The following is a 16,455-nucleotide window of genomic DNA, read 5'->3' on the forward strand; positions in this document are numbered from 1 at the left end:
GAACCTAAATCCTAGCCCCTAGCCCCTAAAACCTCCCCCCTCACAATCTCTGCGCCTTTACTTAGCGCACTGAGCTTGGCGCTTGCTATGTTGCGAGGGAGGGGAGCCATACCGCAGTTTGTGCATGGGTAAAGCTTGTCGGCATCAACATATTTCAGGGCTTCTCGTAATGTCTGTGCTACCTCATCAGGGGTTTCAATTTCATTGCTTGCTACATCAATGGCACCAACCATCACTTTTTTACCGCGTATGAGTGCTAATAGCTCAATGGGCACGCGAGAGTTGTGGCACTCAAGTGAAATAATATCGATATTCGATTTTTGAAGTTTTGGGAATACTTCTTCGTATTGACGCCATTCATTGCCTAGTGTTTGTTTCCAATCAGTGTTTGCTTTAATGCCATAGCCGTAGCAAATGTGCACGGCGGTTTCGCACTTTAAGCCTTCGATTGCTCTTTCTAGGCACTTAATGCCCCAGTCATTAACATCATCGAAGAACACATTAAACGCGGGCTCATCAAATTGAATAATATCAACACCCGCAGCTTCGAGCTCTTTCGCTTCTTGATTGAGGATTTTGGCAAATTCCCACGCCAGTTGTTCACGGCTTTGATAGTGGGCGTCATACAAGGTATCGATCATGGTCATTGGCCCTGGCAATGCCCATTTTATAGGTTGCTTGGTCTGCGAACGTAAAAATTTGGCGTCTTCAACAAACACTGGTTTGCTGCGTGATACTGGGCCGATTACACTTGGTACACTGGCTTCGTAGCGATTGCGAATGGTCACTGTTTTACGGTTTTCAAAATCAACGCCATTTAAGTGTTCGATAAAGGTCGTTACAAAGTGTTGGCGAGTTTGCTCGCCGTCGCTCACGATATCAACGCCAGCTTGTTGTTGCTCTTGTAAGGCAACACGTAACGCGTCTTGTTTGCCGTCGATAAGCTCTGCGCCTTGCAATTTCCAAGGCGACCATAAGGTTTCAGGCTCAGCAAGCCAAGCAGGTTTTGGTAAGCTGCCAGCTGTCGATGTGGGTAACAACTTTCTCATTTTTACTCTCTTTAAATCGCGTAGTTAGCAGACCATTTCTCAAGCACTGATTGATAAGGCTTAATAAAGTGCTGCTCAGTAAATTTACCTTGTGCAATCGCAAGTTGGCTGCGCTCTTCACGGTCGTAGACAATCTGCGTGATCGAGTGATCGGCGTTTCTTAAATTTGGTTGATAGCAACTACCCGCCACGGCATTGGCGTTATAAATTTCTGGACGGTAGATTTTTTGGAATGTTTCCATGGTGCTAATCGTGCTGATCAACTCTAAGTTGGTGTAATCGTTCAGCAGGTCACCAAAGAAATAAAACGCCAGCGGAGCAACTGTGTTTGGTGGCATAAAATAGCGCACCTGCAAGCCCATTTTTTTAAAGTATTGCTCGGTTAATGACGACTCATTTGGTTGGTACTCAGCACCTAAAATTGGGTGTTGGTTTTCTGTACGATGGTACGTTTTGTTATCAGACACGCTTAAACAAATAACCGGTGGTTTTTTAAAGTGCTGTTTGTAAGTCTCTGAGTCAATAAAGTATTTAAAGAGTTTACCGTGTAAGTCACCAAAGTTTTCGGGAATGCTAAATTCGTTTTTCGCTTTGTTATGGTCAAGCAGCAGTACGCTAAAATCATAATCACGCACGTAAGATGAAAAGTTATTACCAACAATACCTTCGATACGTTCATTAGTTTGGTGATCAATGATATTAGTTTTTAGCACTTCAATTGACGGGAATGCCTCTGCGCTTTGTGCAATTTCTAAATCAACAGAGATGATCTCAAGTTCTACAGAGTAGCGGTCACCTTGCGGGTTATCCCAGTTTGCTAGCGCATTAAAGCGGCTATCAATCATTTTTAATGCATTACGCAAATTCTGCTGGCGACTTTCACCGCGAGCTAGGTTTGCAAAGTTTGTGGTAAGTCGTGTGCTATTTGACGGATGATAATTTTCATCGAGGCAAATACTTTTAATTGTAAATCTGAAATCGTTGTTCATGGCAATGTATCCAAAAGTCCTGAGATAAATGATTGCTGCTCACCTTCCTTAAATCGCTAGGTCATTAACCTTGAGGTGGCTTGGTATCTATTTATACGTGCCCATCACCATGAAGAAAAACGTTTTTATTTCAGGTAAAACATGAGGCAGATTCATGAATATTTGCTGTTTTAATAAAACATTTAGGAAGGGATAGTGGAAAAATGCTTCAATGCCATTATAGACGTCTAGATTTCTAAATTAATTTGTTCGAGTTGCAGTAATTTCATATAAAACGTGAGTAATATTCACTACTTAACAGGACTTTTGAGAGCAACCCCGTACTTTATTGTTGTTATACTCGTCTCCCTAAACCAACAACACAGACAAATACAATGAATGAATTAATCGTGCTTATTATTGCTTGCGCCATACTTGGTAGCGGAGTGGGCTTTTTAGCTGGGCTATTAGGAATTGGTGGAGGCCTAGTAATTGTGCCTATTTTAAGCATGATCTTGCTGCATTTTCAGGTGTTACCTGCTGAGCAAGTTGTGCTGGTGGCGATTGCTACATCGCTTGCCTCAATTCTATTTACATCTACGTCATCAGCTATCGCTCACCATAAAAATGGTAATGTGCCTTGGCAATTGGCTCCGTGGGTGATGACTGGGGTTGCACTAGGTGCACTTATCAGTGGTTTTTTGGCTTCGCTATTACCGGCAAATGTGGTGCGAATAGTGTTTGCTGTGAGTGTGGTGCTTATTGCATTAAAAATGATTTTCAGCAGTAAAAACGACAGCCAAACATCACGCTCGCTACCTAATAAAGGGCTTTTAACGCTTTATACAAGCATCACTGGGGGGCTCTCTGTCATGATAGGCATTGGCGGTGGTGCGGTACTTGTGCCGTTACTGACGTTTTTCTCGGTCGATATGAAAAAAGCCATTGGTTGTGCCTCGGCGTGCGGTATTGTCATTGCGCTATTTGGATCTGTGGGTTACATCAGTTCGGGTAGTCAGTACTTTACATTAAAAGAGGGCTTTGCCGGTTTTGTTTATTTACCGGCCTTGTTTGGTATTGTTTGTACTTCGTGGTTTACCGCACCATTAGGTGCAAAAGCAACGCATCATTTGCCTGTGTCTACCATCAAGAAAGTCTTTGCGGGGCTTTTGGTGATTATGGCTGTGAATATGCTTATAAAGTAGTGTTAACTATTAAATCTACTTTGCGATTTATTTAAAGTTAGCAGTGCTTTTTAAACCAACACTCAAAAAACTCTATAAACGCTTTCACTTGCCGAGGTTGGAATTGCCTGCTTGGATATATCACCTGTAGGCCGACATTTTTTTTATCGCTGTGGCTAAAGCCTCGAACATACTCATCTAGTAGCAAAATAAGGTCGCCTGTTTTGAGGTCATTTTTGATATCAATGTATGATTTTAAGGCTATGCCATGGCCTTGATTTGCCCAGCGTCTTACCACCTCACCGTCTGAGCATGAAAGGTGGGGAGCTACTTTAATAGAAAAGTGCGTGTTATCTACCTCAAAATGCCAGTCATTTAGCGGTTGCCCAAGTCGCTCAAGTACAAGGCAACGATGATTTTTTAAATCTTCGGGATGCCTTGGCAAGCCAAACGATTCTATATAGCTAGGTGAGGCGCAAAGCACACGGCGGTTATTACATAGCGGGCGGCTAATCAAGTTACTATCAGGCAAATTGCCGAATCTAAATGCCAGATCAATACCTTCCTCAACAATATTGGTAACCCCATCTGTCAGTACTAAATGCGGTTTAACATTTGGGTGGTTATTGATGAATTCTGCTAATGCGGGTGCAACAAACTGGCGACCAAAGTCAGATGTTGCAGAGAGTTTCAGCTGGCCTCTTAGGCTTTGTTGCGACTCTTGAAGTATGTTTTCTGTGTTTTCGACTTCTGCTAATACTCTTAAACAGCCACTATAAAAACGTTCACCTGCATCTGTTAAGGCAATACTGCGCGTATTACGCGTTAACAATCGCGTATCGTAATTTTGCTCAATTTTATTAATTCGTGCTGTCATGCTTGCAGGCGAAAGCCCCAATTTTCTTCCCGCAGCGGCTAAACCTCCCGCTTTTACAACGTGAACAAAAAGTGCCATATCATCAATTTTTGACATTATTCTTCAGTTTTAATGAATACTTATTTAACTCTAAGGCTAATTATCAATTTAGTCAAAATAGTTAAACTCATTTCATCACTTGAAGGAGATAGAAATGCAGCTTAATCATGCTCTGTTATTAGCAACGAATATCCAGCACATGGCTCAGTTTTTAGAGTCGTCGTTAGGCCTTAAAAAGGGGCCAAGGCCAGCATTTGGTTTTGATGGTGTTTGGTTATATGACGACTTGGATACACCATGCATTCATATAGCAGCTAAGTTTGGCATAAATGAATCGCAATCTGATTACTTAACCCAAGCTTCGGTATCAACAGAAGCAGTTGGCTTATCAACGGTTGACCACCTTGCTTTCTTTGCAACTGATTATCAAGAAGTTAAAGCACGGCTAGAAGCAACTTCAATACCATTCGTTGAGCGGGAAGTGCCGGCAGCGAATGAGCATCAAGTGTTTATTCAAGGGCCTGATGGCTTAAAAATAGAAATTTTATTTACACGCAGCGAGCTTATTTAAAAGGTACACACATGAAAAATAGAGTATTTAATACAGACCAAATTGGTCATCATAAAACCGCAAATAAAATAGTGATGGCTCCAATGACCCGTTCACGTACGGCTCAACCAGGCGATATTCCGACAAGTTTAATGGCAGAATATTATGCGCAACGAGCCAGTGCAGGTTTTATAGTATCAGAGGCGACGCAAATTTCTGCACAAGGAAAGGGCTACTCATTTACCCCCGGGATTTATACTGAAGAGCAAATCAATGGATGGCGCAAAGTAACGCAGGCTGTTCATCAGCAAAATGGTCTCATTTTTTCTCAGTTATGGCATGTTGGCAGAATGTCGCATAGTGTCTTTCATCCAGACGGCTTGCCAGTTGCGCCAAGTGCTATTGCTCCAAATGCGCAAGTGTGGGTGGTTGATGAAAATGGCGAAGGCCAAATGCTTGATTGTCCTACACCACGTGAATTATCGACCAATGAAATTAAAGGCATTGTTGAAGACTATAAACAAGCTGCTTTAAATGCGATTGCAGCAGGGTTTGATGGCGTTGAGGTACATGCAGGCAATGGCTATTTAATTGATCAATTTCTAAGGCAAACATCAAACAAACGTACCGATGAATACGGCGGTAATATTGAAAATAGAGCAAAGTTCGCGCTGCAAATCATTACCGCAATTAGCCAAGCTATCGGCCCAGAAAAAACGGCTATTCGATTAGCTCCTTTTATTACACAAAGAGGCATGGATGATCCGCAAGCAATCGATGCCATTTTATATCTAGCTAAAAAGTTTGATGAACTTGGCATTGCTTATGTGCATTTAGCGGAAGCTGATTGGGATGATGCTCCCCTCGTAACAGATGAGTTTAGAGTTAAATTACGTGAAAGCTTTGGTGGCAAAATAGTGGTTGCAGGTAATTACACATTAGCAAAGGCCAATAAACTAATTGGTGAAGGCTTAGTTGACTATGTTGCATTTGGCAGAAAGTTTATTGCAAACCCTGATTTACCTTATCGTTTAGAGCACAATTTACCTTTGAATGAAATATCAGATCCTACTACTTTATTTGGTGGTGATGAGCGAGGTTACACAGACTACCCAGTATATCAGGGAAATAAATGATGAAATTTTTAAAGCCAATTTTAATTGCGTCGGTGTTTGTTCTAAGCTCCTTAGGTGTAGCTCAAGCTAGGGAGGCAACATCTGTATTTTGGCCTGATGATGCTCAACTTGTGATCTCAATTTCGATGCAGTTTGAGGCAACAGCGCAAGACCCATCAGATCCTGGCCCGTTTCCACCGCAAGAGCTGGGTTATCCAGACACTATTTCACCCTCTTGGTACCAGTACGGCATGAATGAAGGCATACCCAGGCTGCTAGATTTATGGGATAAGCATCATATTAAAGTAACCTCACACATGGTTGGCCGAGCTGTTGAATTAAACCCTGAGTTAGCAAAAGAGGTCGTGCGGCGCGGGCATGAAGCATCAGGGCACGGACAAACATGGACCCCTCAATACTCTATGAGTGAAGAGCAAGAGCGACAGTCATACATAAAAAGTGCAAATATCATTGAAAAAGTAACAGGGCAGCGACCTATGGGGTTTAATGCTTTTTGGATGAGGCATTCAAAAAATACACTCAAAATCCTTAAAGAATTAGGTTTTATTTATCATATAGACGATTTATCTCGTGATGAGCCATCGCTAACACCTGTTGGAAGTGACGACATTGTTGTTGTTCCATACACTTTTCGAAACAACGATATAGTTCGATACACTGGCAGCACAGCCATGACTGGTAAGGCGTATTTACAAGAGCTTAAAGACGAGTTTGATGTGCTCTACAAGGAAGGCAAACAACGCAGAAGAATGATGTCTATCAGTGCTCACGATAGATTAGCGGGCACTCCCGCTAGAGTGAAAGCGTTGGATGACTTTATAACCTATGCAAAGCAGCATAAGGGGGTTAAGTTTATGCGTAAAGATGACATAGCAAAATGGATTTTACGCCAAGACAATGTGCCAAAAAACTCACCCCGAACTTTTGAAGAGGATTTGTTATGAAATACACACTAACCTTTATTGCATTACTTTTATCTGGCTGTGCCTCACAGCAGCAAATGGGTGAGTTTGAGGATGTAGTAATCGCAGATCATCACTGCCCAGGGGAAATAGATCGAAGTTATAACACCACGATTTATAGCTCAGACGAACCTGAAAAAATTGGCAAAACTGAAGTCACTACACATTGCACTCCAGTTAAAACAGAAACTGAATTTGAAAGAGACTTAAGGGAGCATCAGTAACTTCTTAAAACGCCTCAAAATATGTTTGCTAAGGCTGCAATTATGCTTACTAAATAGCATTAACGTATTAATTCGACAACACGAAAGCTGTTTGTTAATGTCAGTTAAGCAGTATTTAGGCTGCTTAACTGCCTTTTTTCGAAAGCTGTAGGCGCTAATTAAGGACTATTTTTTAAGGAAAATGTTATGGAACGCTGGTGCTTTCAAGCGAGTAAAAAAACACTAAGCTCTTTATTTGTTGCTCTATCGCTAATGGCTTTGCCAGTGACTGCTGAGCCTACAAAGCCACTCGAAACTCACCATGCTTTAATGAGCCAAGTTCTCAATGCAAACCAACAAGCTCCCCTTAAAGGTTTTGCACTTCATGTGATTGTTGATGATGGACATGCTTTTTCAACGGCAAAGCAAAGTAAAGAAAATGCGCCGCTAGTTATTAACCCAAATAGTTTATTTAGAATTGCCAGTGTGACCAAAACTTTCACTGCGGCAACGGTGCTACGTTTGCACGAGGAAGGAAAATTAAACCTTGATACAACGCTCAATAAGTTAATTTCTGACGACTTTTTTGCGCTTCTTGAAAGCGATGGCTATGCCCTTGATAAAATGACGCTTAAGCAAGTGCTGAGTCATACGGCAGGGTTATATGATCATGCCCAAAGCGACCAGTACTTAGCTGGCATAATGGCAAATCCGCAGCAAGATATTATGATGCGCGAGCAAATTAAAGGGTGTGTAGAGTGGGGCGACCCAGTTGGTAAACCTGGTGAGCGTTTTTCATATTCAGATACCGGGTATGTGTTACTCGGCCATATTATTGAAAGAGTGACAGATTTACCGCTACCTAAAGCGGTTCGCCAATACTTAAGTTTCGATAAAAATCATATCGAAAATGTGATCTGGGAACGGGGTGATTCGTTTGCTGTGGATGAGTCTCGACGCGTACATCAATACTTGCACGGAACCGACACCTATAATTGGAGCCCAACAGTTGATTTGTATGGTGGTGGTGGGCTTGTTGCCAGCCCAATCGGTATGGCTAAATTTTATCATGCTTTATTTTCAGGTAAGGTCTTTAAACATCCTGAAACGCTCAAGCTCATGCTATCGGATAAAGGCTTACCAGCAGATAGTCCTTATCGTTTAGGGGTATTTGCAAAAGAATATAACGGCACCTTGGTATATCAACATGGTGGCTTTTGGGGCACTTTGGTGATGTATGAGCCAACAACGCAGGTGGTGGTCGCAGGGGCTGTTACTCAGCAAAAAGATTACGATCATCTTGAAAAAGTCATGAGTGACTATTTAACCTTACAAGCAAAATAACCCTCTAAAAACGGCAAAATCTAAGCTGGCGCACAGATGCGCCAGATTCTTTCTTTAGTTCAATTTAAACTAAGTCATCAAGAAAAATAACTTGCGCACTTTATATAACAAAAATATTATATAACCAAATTGTTATGGAGTGAGTCGTGAAAGTTCTCTTTTTATGTACAGAAAATTCAGCCCGATCAATTATGGCTGAAGCGTTGCTTAAACATCATGGTAAAGGTGAGTTTGAGGTGTTTAGTGCGGGCACAGAACCTTATGCAGTAGACCCTCGCACGCTTGCTACGATTGAGCATTTTGGTCTAAAAACTGATGACTTACACTCAAAGCACTTAAACGATGTAACTAACCTACATTTTGATTACGTCATTACCTTATGTGATGGCGCTGCAAAAGAATGCGCTAATCGCGTTGATGGTACACATTGCCTTGCATGGGATTTTATTGATCCTAAAACGCGTCCTGAACCTCACGCCTTTGAAAAAACCTTGCAAGAGCTCAATGAGCGAATTAAACAGTTTGTGCAATCCCATAACAAAGAAAAACCAGCATCGATTTCGCCAACCACATTTTATAAAGCGCTTGCAGATGATATTCGTTTAAAAAGCTTATTGCTTATCGCCGTTGAGCAAGAGGTTTGCGTATGCGAACTAATGACGGCACTTAACGAGCAGAGCCAACCAAAGGTTTCAAGGCATTTAGCGCAACTTAAAAAACAGGGCATTTTGTCGGATAGAAAACACCAGCAGTGGGTGTTTTACTCTTTAAACCCGACTCTACCTATGTGGATGAAACAAACAATTACCTCGACCGTGGTAAACGAACCGAATTTCATAGAAAACGAGCTAGCAAGGCTAAATGCGATGGGCGATGATCGCCCAACCCGTGTTGCTCGTTGCTGCAATTAAGGACTGAAAATGGGTGTTTTTGAACGATATTTATCTGTATGGGTTGCTGCTGCTATCGCCATCGGTGTGACGCTTGGGGTGATGTTTCCGCCTTTATTTGAGCTAATAGCGAAAGCCGAAGTGGCGCATGTAAACATTGTTGTTGCACTGTTTATTTGGGTAATGATCTACCCGATGATGGTGCAAGTTGATTTTTCAACGATTAAAGAAGTCGGTAAAAACCCTAAAGGGCTGATACTCACTTTAATCATTAACTGGCTAATCAAACCGTTTTCAATGGCCGCGTTAGGTTGGTTATTTTTTGAAGGGTTATTTGCTGATTTGGTTAGCCCTGAAACGGCGCAAGAATATATTGCTGGGATGATTTTGCTTGGTGTTGCACCTTGTACGGCAATGGTGTTTGTGTGGTCACAGCTGACCAAAGGCGATGCAAATTATACCTTAGTGCAAGTGTCTGTGAACGACATCATTATGATTTTTGCTTTTGCACCTATTGCGGGGTTATTGCTGGGTGTATCTGATATTCATGTGCCTTGGCTTACACTGATGATTTCGGTTGTGCTGTATGTATTGCTGCCACTCATTGCCGGGGTATTAACACGAAAAGCTCTTAATAATTCAGCACAAAATGAGGCTGCTGTGCAGTCATTTTTAGAGAAAATTAAACCTTACTCAGTTATTGGTTTACTGGCCACAGTGGTCTTGCTATTTGGGTTTCAGGCGAACACGATTTTAGCCCAACCGCTAAACATTGTACTGATTGCTATTCCGCTTGTTTTGCAAACCTACGGTATTTTTGCAATCACCTATTTCATTGCGTTAAAGCTTAGGCTTAAGCACAACATTGCAGGGCCTGCATGTTTAATCGGTACTTCTAACTTTTTTGAGTTAGCGGTCGCAGTGGCTATTTCATTATTTGGTTTGCACTCGGGTGCAGCATTAGCAACCGTTGTTGGGGTGTTGGTCGAAGTACCTGTGATGCTGTCGTTGGTTGCAATCGTTAATAAAACAACACATTGGTTTAAAGAGTAATTGGGGAATCATAATGCAATCACATCCATTTGATATTTTACAGCTAGAAACTGGGGCATTTATTTTTACCCCTTGCCCTGGCACAAAAAGCGTTGGTTTATCGCAGTCTGTAGCAGATTTAAAAGCGGCAGGTGCAAAAGCCATTATTACTCTAATGTACGATGAAGAGCTTGTTAAAAATGGCGCGCAGCAGCTTGCAATCGAATGTGAGCACGCAGATCTCAGCTGGTTTCAATTACCTATTGTTGATGATGACGCGCCAAGCGAAGCGTTTAGTTTAGCTTTCAAAAAACACCTTAACGAGATTCTTGCCATCATAAAAAGCGGTGGTAACGTGGCTGTGCATTGTAAAGGCGGCTCAGGCCGTACAGGCTTAGTTATTGGTTTATTAATGCATGAGCTTGGCTATGCTAAAAACGACATAGTTAATCAAGTGCAGGCTATTCGCCCTAAATCGTTGCATAACCCAGTACAACGTTCATTTTTCGACAATTTTCAAAAAGTAGGAGCTTAACAATGGCAATTAAAGTAGGCATTAATGGTTTTGGCCGTATGGGTCGTTTATCACTAAGAGCAGCGTTTGCATGGGACGACGTTGAGTTTGTGCAAATTAATGATCCTGCGGGTGATGCAGCTACATTGGCTCACTTACTAAAGTATGATTCGGTGCACGGTATTTGGCCTCATGAGGTTGAAAGTAACGACAATGCTGTGATCATCGATGGCCACGAAATTAACGTTACGCAAAATAAAACGATTGCAGACACTGATTGGTCTGGTTGCGATATCGTTATTGAAGCCTCTGGTGTGATGAAAAAAACCGAGTTACTGCAAGCCTATCTTGATCAAGGTGTGAAGAAAGTTGTTGTCACTGCCCCTGTAAAAGAAGACGGTGTGCTGAATATTGTAATGGGTGTAAACGATGATTTATACGATGTAAATCAGCATGATATTGTTACAGCAGCATCGTGCACTACCAACTGTTTAGCGCCTGTGGTTAAAGTATTGCAAGAAAAAATTGGTATCAAACATGGTTCAATGACCACTATTCACGATATCACTAACACGCAAACTATCTTAGATGCGCCCCATAAAGACTTACGACGTGCTCGCGCATGTGGCATGAGCTTAATTCCAACTACAACCGGCTCTGCAACAGCGATTACACATATTTTCCCTGAACTTAAAGGTAAATTAAATGGCCACGCGGTTCGTGTGCCGTTAGCCAATGCATCAATCACAGACTGTGTGTTTGAAGTTGAAAAGCCTACTACCGCTGAGCAAATTAACCAGTGGATGCAAGAAGCCGCAGAGGGCGAGCTAAAAGGCATTTTGGGCTATGAAGAAAAGCCACTTGTTTCTATCGATTACAAAACTGATCCACGCTCAAGCATTGTTGATGCGTTATCAACCATGGTTGTCAACGAGACTCAAGTTAAGCTGTATGTTTGGTACGATAACGAATGGGGTTATGCAAACCGTACCGCCGAACTTGCCCGAAAAGTTGCGCGATCACTTCAAGGTTAAAAGCAATGACGCGTTTGGCTAATCTTCCCGCTGATATAAAGCAGTACTTAATTGTCACTGGGAATTACTGGGCATTTACGCTAACAGATGGCGCATTGAGAATGTTGGTGGTACTGCATTTTCATGCGCTTGGCTACTCGCCTTTGAGTATTGCCATGCTGTTTTTGTTTTATGAGATTTTTGGTGTTGTCACTAACTTAGTGGGCGGCTATTTAGGCGCAAGGCTTGGTTTAAATAAAACTATGAACATTGGCCTTGCTATACAGGTTGTAGCCTTGTTCATGTTGGCAGTCCCTCCTGAATGGCTGAGTGTAGCCTATGTGATGTTGGCGCAGGCTCTGTCTGGGATTGCCAAAGATCTCAATAAAATGAGCGCTAAAAGCTCAATCAAAATGCTGGTTGCCAGTGGCCAAGAAGGCACCTTGTTTAAATGGGTAGCGATACTAACAGGCTCTAAAAACGCCTTAAAAGGTGTGGGCTTCTTTTTAGGTGGTTTACTTCTCACATTAATGTCGTTTAAAGGCGCAATGCTTGCCATGGCTGCTACTTTGCTGGTGGTGTGGTGTTTTAGTATTTATGCACTTAAAAATGATTTAGGCAAAGCCAAAAACAAACCTAAGTTTAACGAGATATTTTCAAAAAGCAGTTCAATCAATATCTTGTCAGCCGCGAGGTTGTTTTTGTTTGGTGCGCGTGATGTTTGGTTTGTAGTTGCACTACCGGTGTTTTTATCACAAGCCTTTGATTGGGATCATTGGACCGTGGGCGCTTTTATAGCTGCGTGGATCATTGGTTATGGGATAGTGCAATCTTTTGCACCTAAAATCATTAAACTCAATAAGCAAACATCACCAAGTGCAGAAACAGTTAAGTGGGCATCATTGCTTGCTTTAGTCACCTTAGCCATTGCTCTTGCCATTGGTTTTGACTGGGCAGTAAAACCAATGCTGATAGGCGGGTTGATGTTATTTGGTGTGCTATTCGCGATTAACTCATCTTTGCACAGCTACTTAATTGTGAGCATGGCTGATGCTGATGGCGTATCACTTGATGTCGGGTTTTACTATATGGCCAATGCCATGGGTCGCTTAATTGGTACTGTGTTGTCTGGCTTAGTTTTTCAGGTGTATGGCTTAGCAGCGTGTTTAGCTATCTCACTGTTATTTATTGTTATTACCGCCGTTATTTCGACTAAATTACCAAAACAAATTTAGTTAAATCTAAACACGCCCTACAAAGGTAAGCATGCTTTCTTGCTTACCTTTATTCATGCATAGCATCAGAAATAATAAAATCATACCAATTCGCTTAATTAAGTAGTCTATTTTGAGGCAAAGAAACCTCGTTGATAGCAAGGCAAAAATTTCGTTATTTAGTTGTTCTAACTCAGAAATTTTTAACGCAGGTAGCGACAGGTTTAATCCCTCAAAATGATTAAGTATTATTGCTGATTGGTATCAGTCACCTTCAGGCTTGAAAAGCTCTTAGAGCATTGGCTGTGGGTTGTTTAAAAACGCCTTTGTAATTTGGTAATGCTCAGTATCCTCATAATTTATTTGTTCAATACCTTGTGCTCCCACTTGGTAGATCCTCGCACCCGGGTATGCCATTAAAATCGGTGAGTGTGTGGCAATAATGAACTGAGAGTTTTGTTCAATTAGTTGAAACATGCGACTTAAAACTGCCAACTGCCTAGCAGGAGAAAGTGCAGCCTCAGGCTCATCTAAAATATAAAGCCCATTACCGGAAAAGCGGTTTACCATAAGCGCTAAAAACGATTCGCCATGTGATTGGTGATGAAGGGATGTACCACCATAGGCATCTATCAGCTTAGATCCTCCAGAAAATCCCGAATCCAAGTCATCAATATTTGATGCAACGTTATAGAAGCTTTCGGCACGTAAAAAGAATCCATCTTTGTATCTCTTAAACGATTTTGAGAGTAGCAAGTACTTATGAAGCTCTGAATGCGAGTGCTGAGTTTGAAAGTTAAAATTTTTAGAACCACCTTCGGCGTTAAAACCTAAGGCGATAGCAATTGCTTCTAAAAGAGTCGATTTCCCAGAACCATTTTCACCTACAAATATTGTGACATGTTTTGAAAAGTCTATTTCAAAGAGCTGATTAACCGCAGGAATAGAGAATGGATATGTATCAAAAGAGAAAACGTGCTCTCGTTTGAGTGTCACCTTTTGTAGATACGGTAATGCGTCCATACACAATATTCCTAATAAAGACGAACTAGACCCTTAATAGGCTCTGGTAACTTTCTAACTTTAAGTTTTTCACCTGTTTAAAGCAAGCGAAGCGAAACCGCAGTTAAGCAGTGAAAATGGCTGTAATGAGCCTAAAGTTCATTATTCAGGCTCAAGATAGTAATTTAAATTTCTGTGACTTCAGGTAGCTTATATGTTCTGTCTAAAATACTTTCGCCAGGCCTGTAAACTCGCATGAGAAAGTTCCAGCCTTGAGTAATATCAGCTCTATTAGCTTGATCGCCACAAGCTTGTTCTGAGCCGAAAAATGCGGTGAATGTTCCATTTTCGTTTAGGGTAACATTACGATCATTAATTATGTTGTTCGTTGATTTCATGAAGCCATCATCACCATAAACAGTAATAGACCAAAACGCATCATTATCAGGTACTTCGTATGTTGCAGAATAGCACTTACTTGGATCGGCAGGGCCTGTATAGTTTATATAAACAGCGTCTTTTTCAGGAAATAGGCCCCAAGCACCTGCCACTGCTAAGTGGCGGCTTTGTTCGTTAACTTCTCCTTTTTTGCCCATCCAATCAGCTTCGTATTGTGCGAATTTTTGAAACTCTTTTTCATAATCGGCGCGAAGTTTAAGCATTGATGGCTTATCCCAGTCAGGCTTTGGAAAAGTGTCATTACTATTTGTAGAAATGATAATTTTCTTTTGTAATTCATTTACAAGAGCAACATCAGCAGGGTCATTTGGAGCAAGAAGCTGGATCCTTTGAATAACTGCCTGATACTTTGTTGTGTTAGGTAAAGCATGGGTTCCTGATTCATAAAATACCGCTGTTGCGTAGTGATCATTATCAACAACATAGACCGAGAAATATCGATCATCAGGAAACTCAGGAATTGTTACAGTAGCACCTCCTTCAGTATCTACTACAGCGCCTGCATACAGAGTATCTTTATTCATTCTCACTACACTTTGCTGATCCAGTGGCGTTGGTTCAGTGATGTAAAAGAACTCATTGATTTTACCGCCTGCTCTTAGTTGAAAGTCGAAAAATGAAAAGTCATCTTCAGCTCTTATGTAGTTTTCTGGAGTGACTAATTTTTGCGTGCTTTTAATAGTAGAACTTGCAGTTTTTATATCTTCAGAATTTGTTGTTTCTGTTTTATTATCGCCACAGCCAGCAAGGGTAAGACCGGCAATTATAAACATCGATGTATTGAGTATGAGGCGCATTCGATGATCTCCATATTTTGCATAAACTTAAGTAAAGGGATTATTTTTCGAACAAAAAATAATCTAGCAAGTTAATAACTTTAACTCAATGTTTGGGTACAAAGTTGTTAGTTTGTTTGATCGCCATCATGATTTTAGGCTGCCATATTTAGAAGTTTAGCTTCGCTTTTATTATTGTTTTCTTGTAACTTACTTAGCAACAAGAGTGATAAGTAGGTTGTTATGTCTGGGTATGCTTTTATTAGACAACGGAAAAAGCCACTTTTAACTGTGGCTATGGCATTAGTATGCGTAATATTTATTAACAGTTACGACTCTCAAAAAACTGCTCCATTAGCTACCAGTTCAGAACTATCGAATAATAAAATAGCTACGCAGCAAGTTGACGCACAAGTGAGCATGCCCGCTACCAAGCTTGAAACGAGTTTGTTAGCTGATGAATCAGCTGAGCAAGAGAGTGAAGTTAATGACAGCCGTGAACTTATTATCAAAAACACGCCAAATTGGCGTTTTGATGGCGTGTTTCTAGACCATTTTACAGAGCTAAAGCAACGTGCTCAGCAAGGTGATGTGGAGGCTAACTACCTCATCGCGCAAAACCTTAAGTATTGTTTTAATGCGCCTTTAGATGAACAGGTCCTGGAAGTAAAGTTGGCTGAAATCTATGAGTTTAGTGATGCTGGCGAGATACAAAGCCGTGTTTTAGATAAATATGAGTATTGCCAAGGATTAGATTTAGCAACGCGGCGTTCTTTTTACAGTTATTTGGCAGAGGCTGCAGAAAATGGCTCCGCTTATGCGCAGCAAACGTTTGCTGGGCTAACGCCCGAATTTTACATGAAGTCGCAATTTCCTGAGAAGTTGTCACGTGCAGAGTTCATCAAAAATCGTGATAGTTTTAAAGAGCGTAAAACCGTATTTTTAGAGCAAGCAGCGAAGCAGGGTAGTGAACAAGCGCTGATGAGTTTAGCGAGCATGTATTACAGCGAACAAGTTGGTGAGCATAGTGCAGCAAAAGCCTACGCTATAAATCGACTCATTATGGAAATCACGCAAAATAACGATGTGTATAATCGTTATGCGTGGTTTGAGCAAAGGCAATACCCGACACTTTCAGATGAAGAGCTGAGTATTGCGAACAATTTATTTGAACAATGGCTTTTGCAAATAAATAAAAATGGTACGTTATATCTAAAGCACTGAGTACCCAAAGAATTAATAA

General features: G+C 41.2%; 17 protein-coding genes. 12 read left to right on the forward strand and 5 right to left on the reverse strand.

Annotated elements, in window-relative coordinates; all coding sequences use genetic code 11:
• Nucleotides 1-11: 11 nt before the first annotated feature.
• Nucleotides 12-1,049, reverse strand: a complete 1,038-nt coding sequence (locus J8Z28_RS19000) for a methionine synthase (RefSeq protein WP_250660780.1) — start codon at nucleotides 1,047-1,049, stop codon at nucleotides 12-14.
• 11 nt (nucleotides 1,050-1,060) lie between these two features.
• Nucleotides 1,061-2,038, reverse strand: a complete 978-nt coding sequence (locus J8Z28_RS19005) for a DUF1852 domain-containing protein (RefSeq protein ID WP_250660781.1) — start codon at nucleotides 2,036-2,038, stop codon at nucleotides 1,061-1,063.
• 374 nt (nucleotides 2,039-2,412) lie between these two features.
• On the opposite strand from J8Z28_RS19005, the gene J8Z28_RS19010 reads away from it, so the two are divergent.
• Nucleotides 2,413-3,222 (forward strand): sulfite exporter TauE/SafE family protein, encoded by an 810-nt coding sequence (locus J8Z28_RS19010; RefSeq protein ID WP_250660782.1) that lies wholly within the window; start codon nucleotides 2,413-2,415, stop codon nucleotides 3,220-3,222.
• Between the two features lie 37 nt (nucleotides 3,223-3,259).
• Here J8Z28_RS19010 and J8Z28_RS19015 read toward each other — a convergent pair whose 3' ends face one another.
• The gene (locus J8Z28_RS19015; protein ID WP_250660783.1) at nucleotides 3,260-4,174 is read right to left on the reverse strand and encodes a LysR family transcriptional regulator; all 915 of its coding nucleotides are present in this window, start codon (nucleotides 4,172-4,174) and stop codon (nucleotides 3,260-3,262) included.
• A gap of 97 nt (nucleotides 4,175-4,271) precedes the next feature.
• On the opposite strand from J8Z28_RS19015, the gene J8Z28_RS19020 reads away from it, so the two are divergent.
• The 10 genes from J8Z28_RS19020 to arsJ all read left to right on the forward strand — a co-directional run bounded on the left by J8Z28_RS19020 (nucleotide 4,272) and on the right by arsJ (nucleotide 12,996).
• Nucleotides 4,272-4,688: a VOC family protein gene (locus J8Z28_RS19020; protein ID WP_063528711.1), complete on the forward strand. Its 417-nt coding sequence runs from the start codon at nucleotides 4,272-4,274 to the stop codon at nucleotides 4,686-4,688.
• 11 nt (nucleotides 4,689-4,699) lie between these two features.
• Nucleotides 4,700-5,803, forward strand: a complete 1,104-nt coding sequence (locus tag J8Z28_RS19025) for an alkene reductase (RefSeq protein ID WP_250660784.1) — start codon at nucleotides 4,700-4,702, stop codon at nucleotides 5,801-5,803.
• Complete coding sequence (locus J8Z28_RS19030) at nucleotides 5,800-6,747, forward strand: polysaccharide deacetylase family protein (RefSeq protein ID WP_250660785.1); 948 nt, start codon at nucleotides 5,800-5,802, stop codon at nucleotides 6,745-6,747. Before J8Z28_RS19025 ends, J8Z28_RS19030 begins: the two co-directional genes overlap by 4 nt.
• Nucleotides 6,744-6,989 (forward strand): hypothetical protein, encoded by a 246-nt coding sequence (locus J8Z28_RS19035; protein ID WP_058584498.1) that lies wholly within the window; start codon nucleotides 6,744-6,746, stop codon nucleotides 6,987-6,989. Before J8Z28_RS19030 ends, J8Z28_RS19035 begins: the two co-directional genes overlap by 4 nt.
• Nucleotides 6,990-7,175: 186 nt before the next feature.
• Entirely contained in the window at nucleotides 7,176-8,312 is a 1,137-nt protein-coding gene (locus tag J8Z28_RS19040) for a serine hydrolase domain-containing protein (protein WP_250660786.1), read from the forward strand.
• A 146-nt stretch (nucleotides 8,313-8,458) separates the two neighbouring features.
• A complete protein-coding gene (locus J8Z28_RS19045) occupies nucleotides 8,459-9,223 on the forward strand; it encodes a metalloregulator ArsR/SmtB family transcription factor (protein ID WP_284693446.1) in 765 nt (254 codons plus the stop codon).
• 9 nt (nucleotides 9,224-9,232) lie between these two features.
• Entirely contained in the window at nucleotides 9,233-10,255 is a 1,023-nt protein-coding gene (gene arsB / locus J8Z28_RS19050; protein ID WP_250660787.1) for an ACR3 family arsenite efflux transporter, read from the forward strand.
• Between the two features lie 13 nt (nucleotides 10,256-10,268).
• Nucleotides 10,269-10,769: a phosphatase domain-containing putative toxin gene (locus J8Z28_RS19055; RefSeq protein WP_250660788.1), complete on the forward strand. Its 501-nt coding sequence runs from the start codon at nucleotides 10,269-10,271 to the stop codon at nucleotides 10,767-10,769.
• A 2-nt stretch (nucleotides 10,770-10,771) separates the two neighbouring features.
• The gene (locus J8Z28_RS19060) at nucleotides 10,772-11,782 is read left to right on the forward strand and encodes an ArsJ-associated glyceraldehyde-3-phosphate dehydrogenase (RefSeq protein WP_250660789.1); all 1,011 of its coding nucleotides are present in this window, start codon (nucleotides 10,772-10,774) and stop codon (nucleotides 11,780-11,782) included.
• 5 nt (nucleotides 11,783-11,787) lie between these two features.
• Entirely contained in the window at nucleotides 11,788-12,996 is a 1,209-nt protein-coding gene (gene arsJ / locus J8Z28_RS19065; RefSeq protein WP_250660790.1) for an organoarsenical effux MFS transporter ArsJ, read from the forward strand.
• Between the two features lie 270 nt (nucleotides 12,997-13,266).
• On the opposite strand, the gene J8Z28_RS19070 is transcribed toward arsJ, so the two are convergent.
• Both J8Z28_RS19070 and J8Z28_RS19075 read right to left on the reverse strand, forming a co-directional pair.
• Nucleotides 13,267-13,998, reverse strand: coding sequence for an AAA family ATPase (locus J8Z28_RS19070; RefSeq protein WP_250660791.1), 732 nt, complete (start codon nucleotides 13,996-13,998; stop codon nucleotides 13,267-13,269).
• Nucleotides 13,999-14,162: 164 nt separating this feature from the next.
• Nucleotides 14,163-15,233, reverse strand: coding sequence for a DUF1214 domain-containing protein (locus tag J8Z28_RS19075; protein ID WP_250660792.1), 1,071 nt, complete (start codon nucleotides 15,231-15,233; stop codon nucleotides 14,163-14,165).
• Between the two features lie 222 nt (nucleotides 15,234-15,455).
• On the opposite strand from J8Z28_RS19075, the gene J8Z28_RS19080 reads away from it, so the two are divergent.
• Complete coding sequence (locus tag J8Z28_RS19080; protein ID WP_250660793.1) at nucleotides 15,456-16,436, forward strand: hypothetical protein; 981 nt, start codon at nucleotides 15,456-15,458, stop codon at nucleotides 16,434-16,436.
• The last annotated feature ends 19 nt before the right edge of the window (nucleotides 16,437-16,455 follow it).

This window comes from Pseudoalteromonas sp. SCSIO 43088 (assembly GCF_023650795.1).
GTDB lineage: Bacteria > Pseudomonadota > Gammaproteobacteria > Enterobacterales > Alteromonadaceae > Pseudoalteromonas > Pseudoalteromonas shioyasakiensis.

Excerpts from the sequence above, each read along its gene's own strand:
- J8Z28_RS19000 (WP_250660780.1), bottom strand. The coding sequence starts at position 1,049 with ATGAGAAAGTTGTTACCCACATCGACAGCTGGCAGCTTACCAAAACCT.
- J8Z28_RS19005 (WP_250660781.1), bottom strand. The coding sequence starts at position 2,038 with ATGAACAACGATTTCAGATTTACAATTAAAAGTATTTGCCTCGATGAA.
- J8Z28_RS19010 (WP_250660782.1), top strand. The coding sequence starts at position 2,413 with ATGAATGAATTAATCGTGCTTATTATTGCTTGCGCCATACTTGGTAGC.
- J8Z28_RS19015 (WP_250660783.1), bottom strand. The coding sequence starts at position 4,174 with ATGTCAAAAATTGATGATATGGCACTTTTTGTTCACGTTGTAAAAGCG.
- J8Z28_RS19020 (WP_063528711.1), top strand. The coding sequence starts at position 4,272 with ATGCAGCTTAATCATGCTCTGTTATTAGCAACGAATATCCAGCACATG.
- J8Z28_RS19025 (WP_250660784.1), top strand. The coding sequence starts at position 4,700 with ATGAAAAATAGAGTATTTAATACAGACCAAATTGGTCATCATAAAACC.
- J8Z28_RS19030 (WP_250660785.1), top strand. The coding sequence starts at position 5,800 with ATGATGAAATTTTTAAAGCCAATTTTAATTGCGTCGGTGTTTGTTCTA.
- J8Z28_RS19035 (WP_058584498.1), top strand. The coding sequence starts at position 6,744 with ATGAAATACACACTAACCTTTATTGCATTACTTTTATCTGGCTGTGCC.
- J8Z28_RS19040 (WP_250660786.1), top strand. The coding sequence starts at position 7,176 with ATGGAACGCTGGTGCTTTCAAGCGAGTAAAAAAACACTAAGCTCTTTA.
- arsB (WP_250660787.1), top strand. The coding sequence starts at position 9,233 with ATGGGTGTTTTTGAACGATATTTATCTGTATGGGTTGCTGCTGCTATC.
- J8Z28_RS19055 (WP_250660788.1), top strand. The coding sequence starts at position 10,269 with ATGCAATCACATCCATTTGATATTTTACAGCTAGAAACTGGGGCATTT.
- J8Z28_RS19060 (WP_250660789.1), top strand. The coding sequence starts at position 10,772 with ATGGCAATTAAAGTAGGCATTAATGGTTTTGGCCGTATGGGTCGTTTA.
- arsJ (WP_250660790.1), top strand. The coding sequence starts at position 11,788 with ATGACGCGTTTGGCTAATCTTCCCGCTGATATAAAGCAGTACTTAATT.
- J8Z28_RS19070 (WP_250660791.1), bottom strand. The coding sequence starts at position 13,998 with ATGGACGCATTACCGTATCTACAAAAGGTGACACTCAAACGAGAGCAC.
- J8Z28_RS19075 (WP_250660792.1), bottom strand. The coding sequence starts at position 15,233 with ATGCGCCTCATACTCAATACATCGATGTTTATAATTGCCGGTCTTACC.
- J8Z28_RS19080 (WP_250660793.1), top strand. The coding sequence starts at position 15,456 with ATGTCTGGGTATGCTTTTATTAGACAACGGAAAAAGCCACTTTTAACT.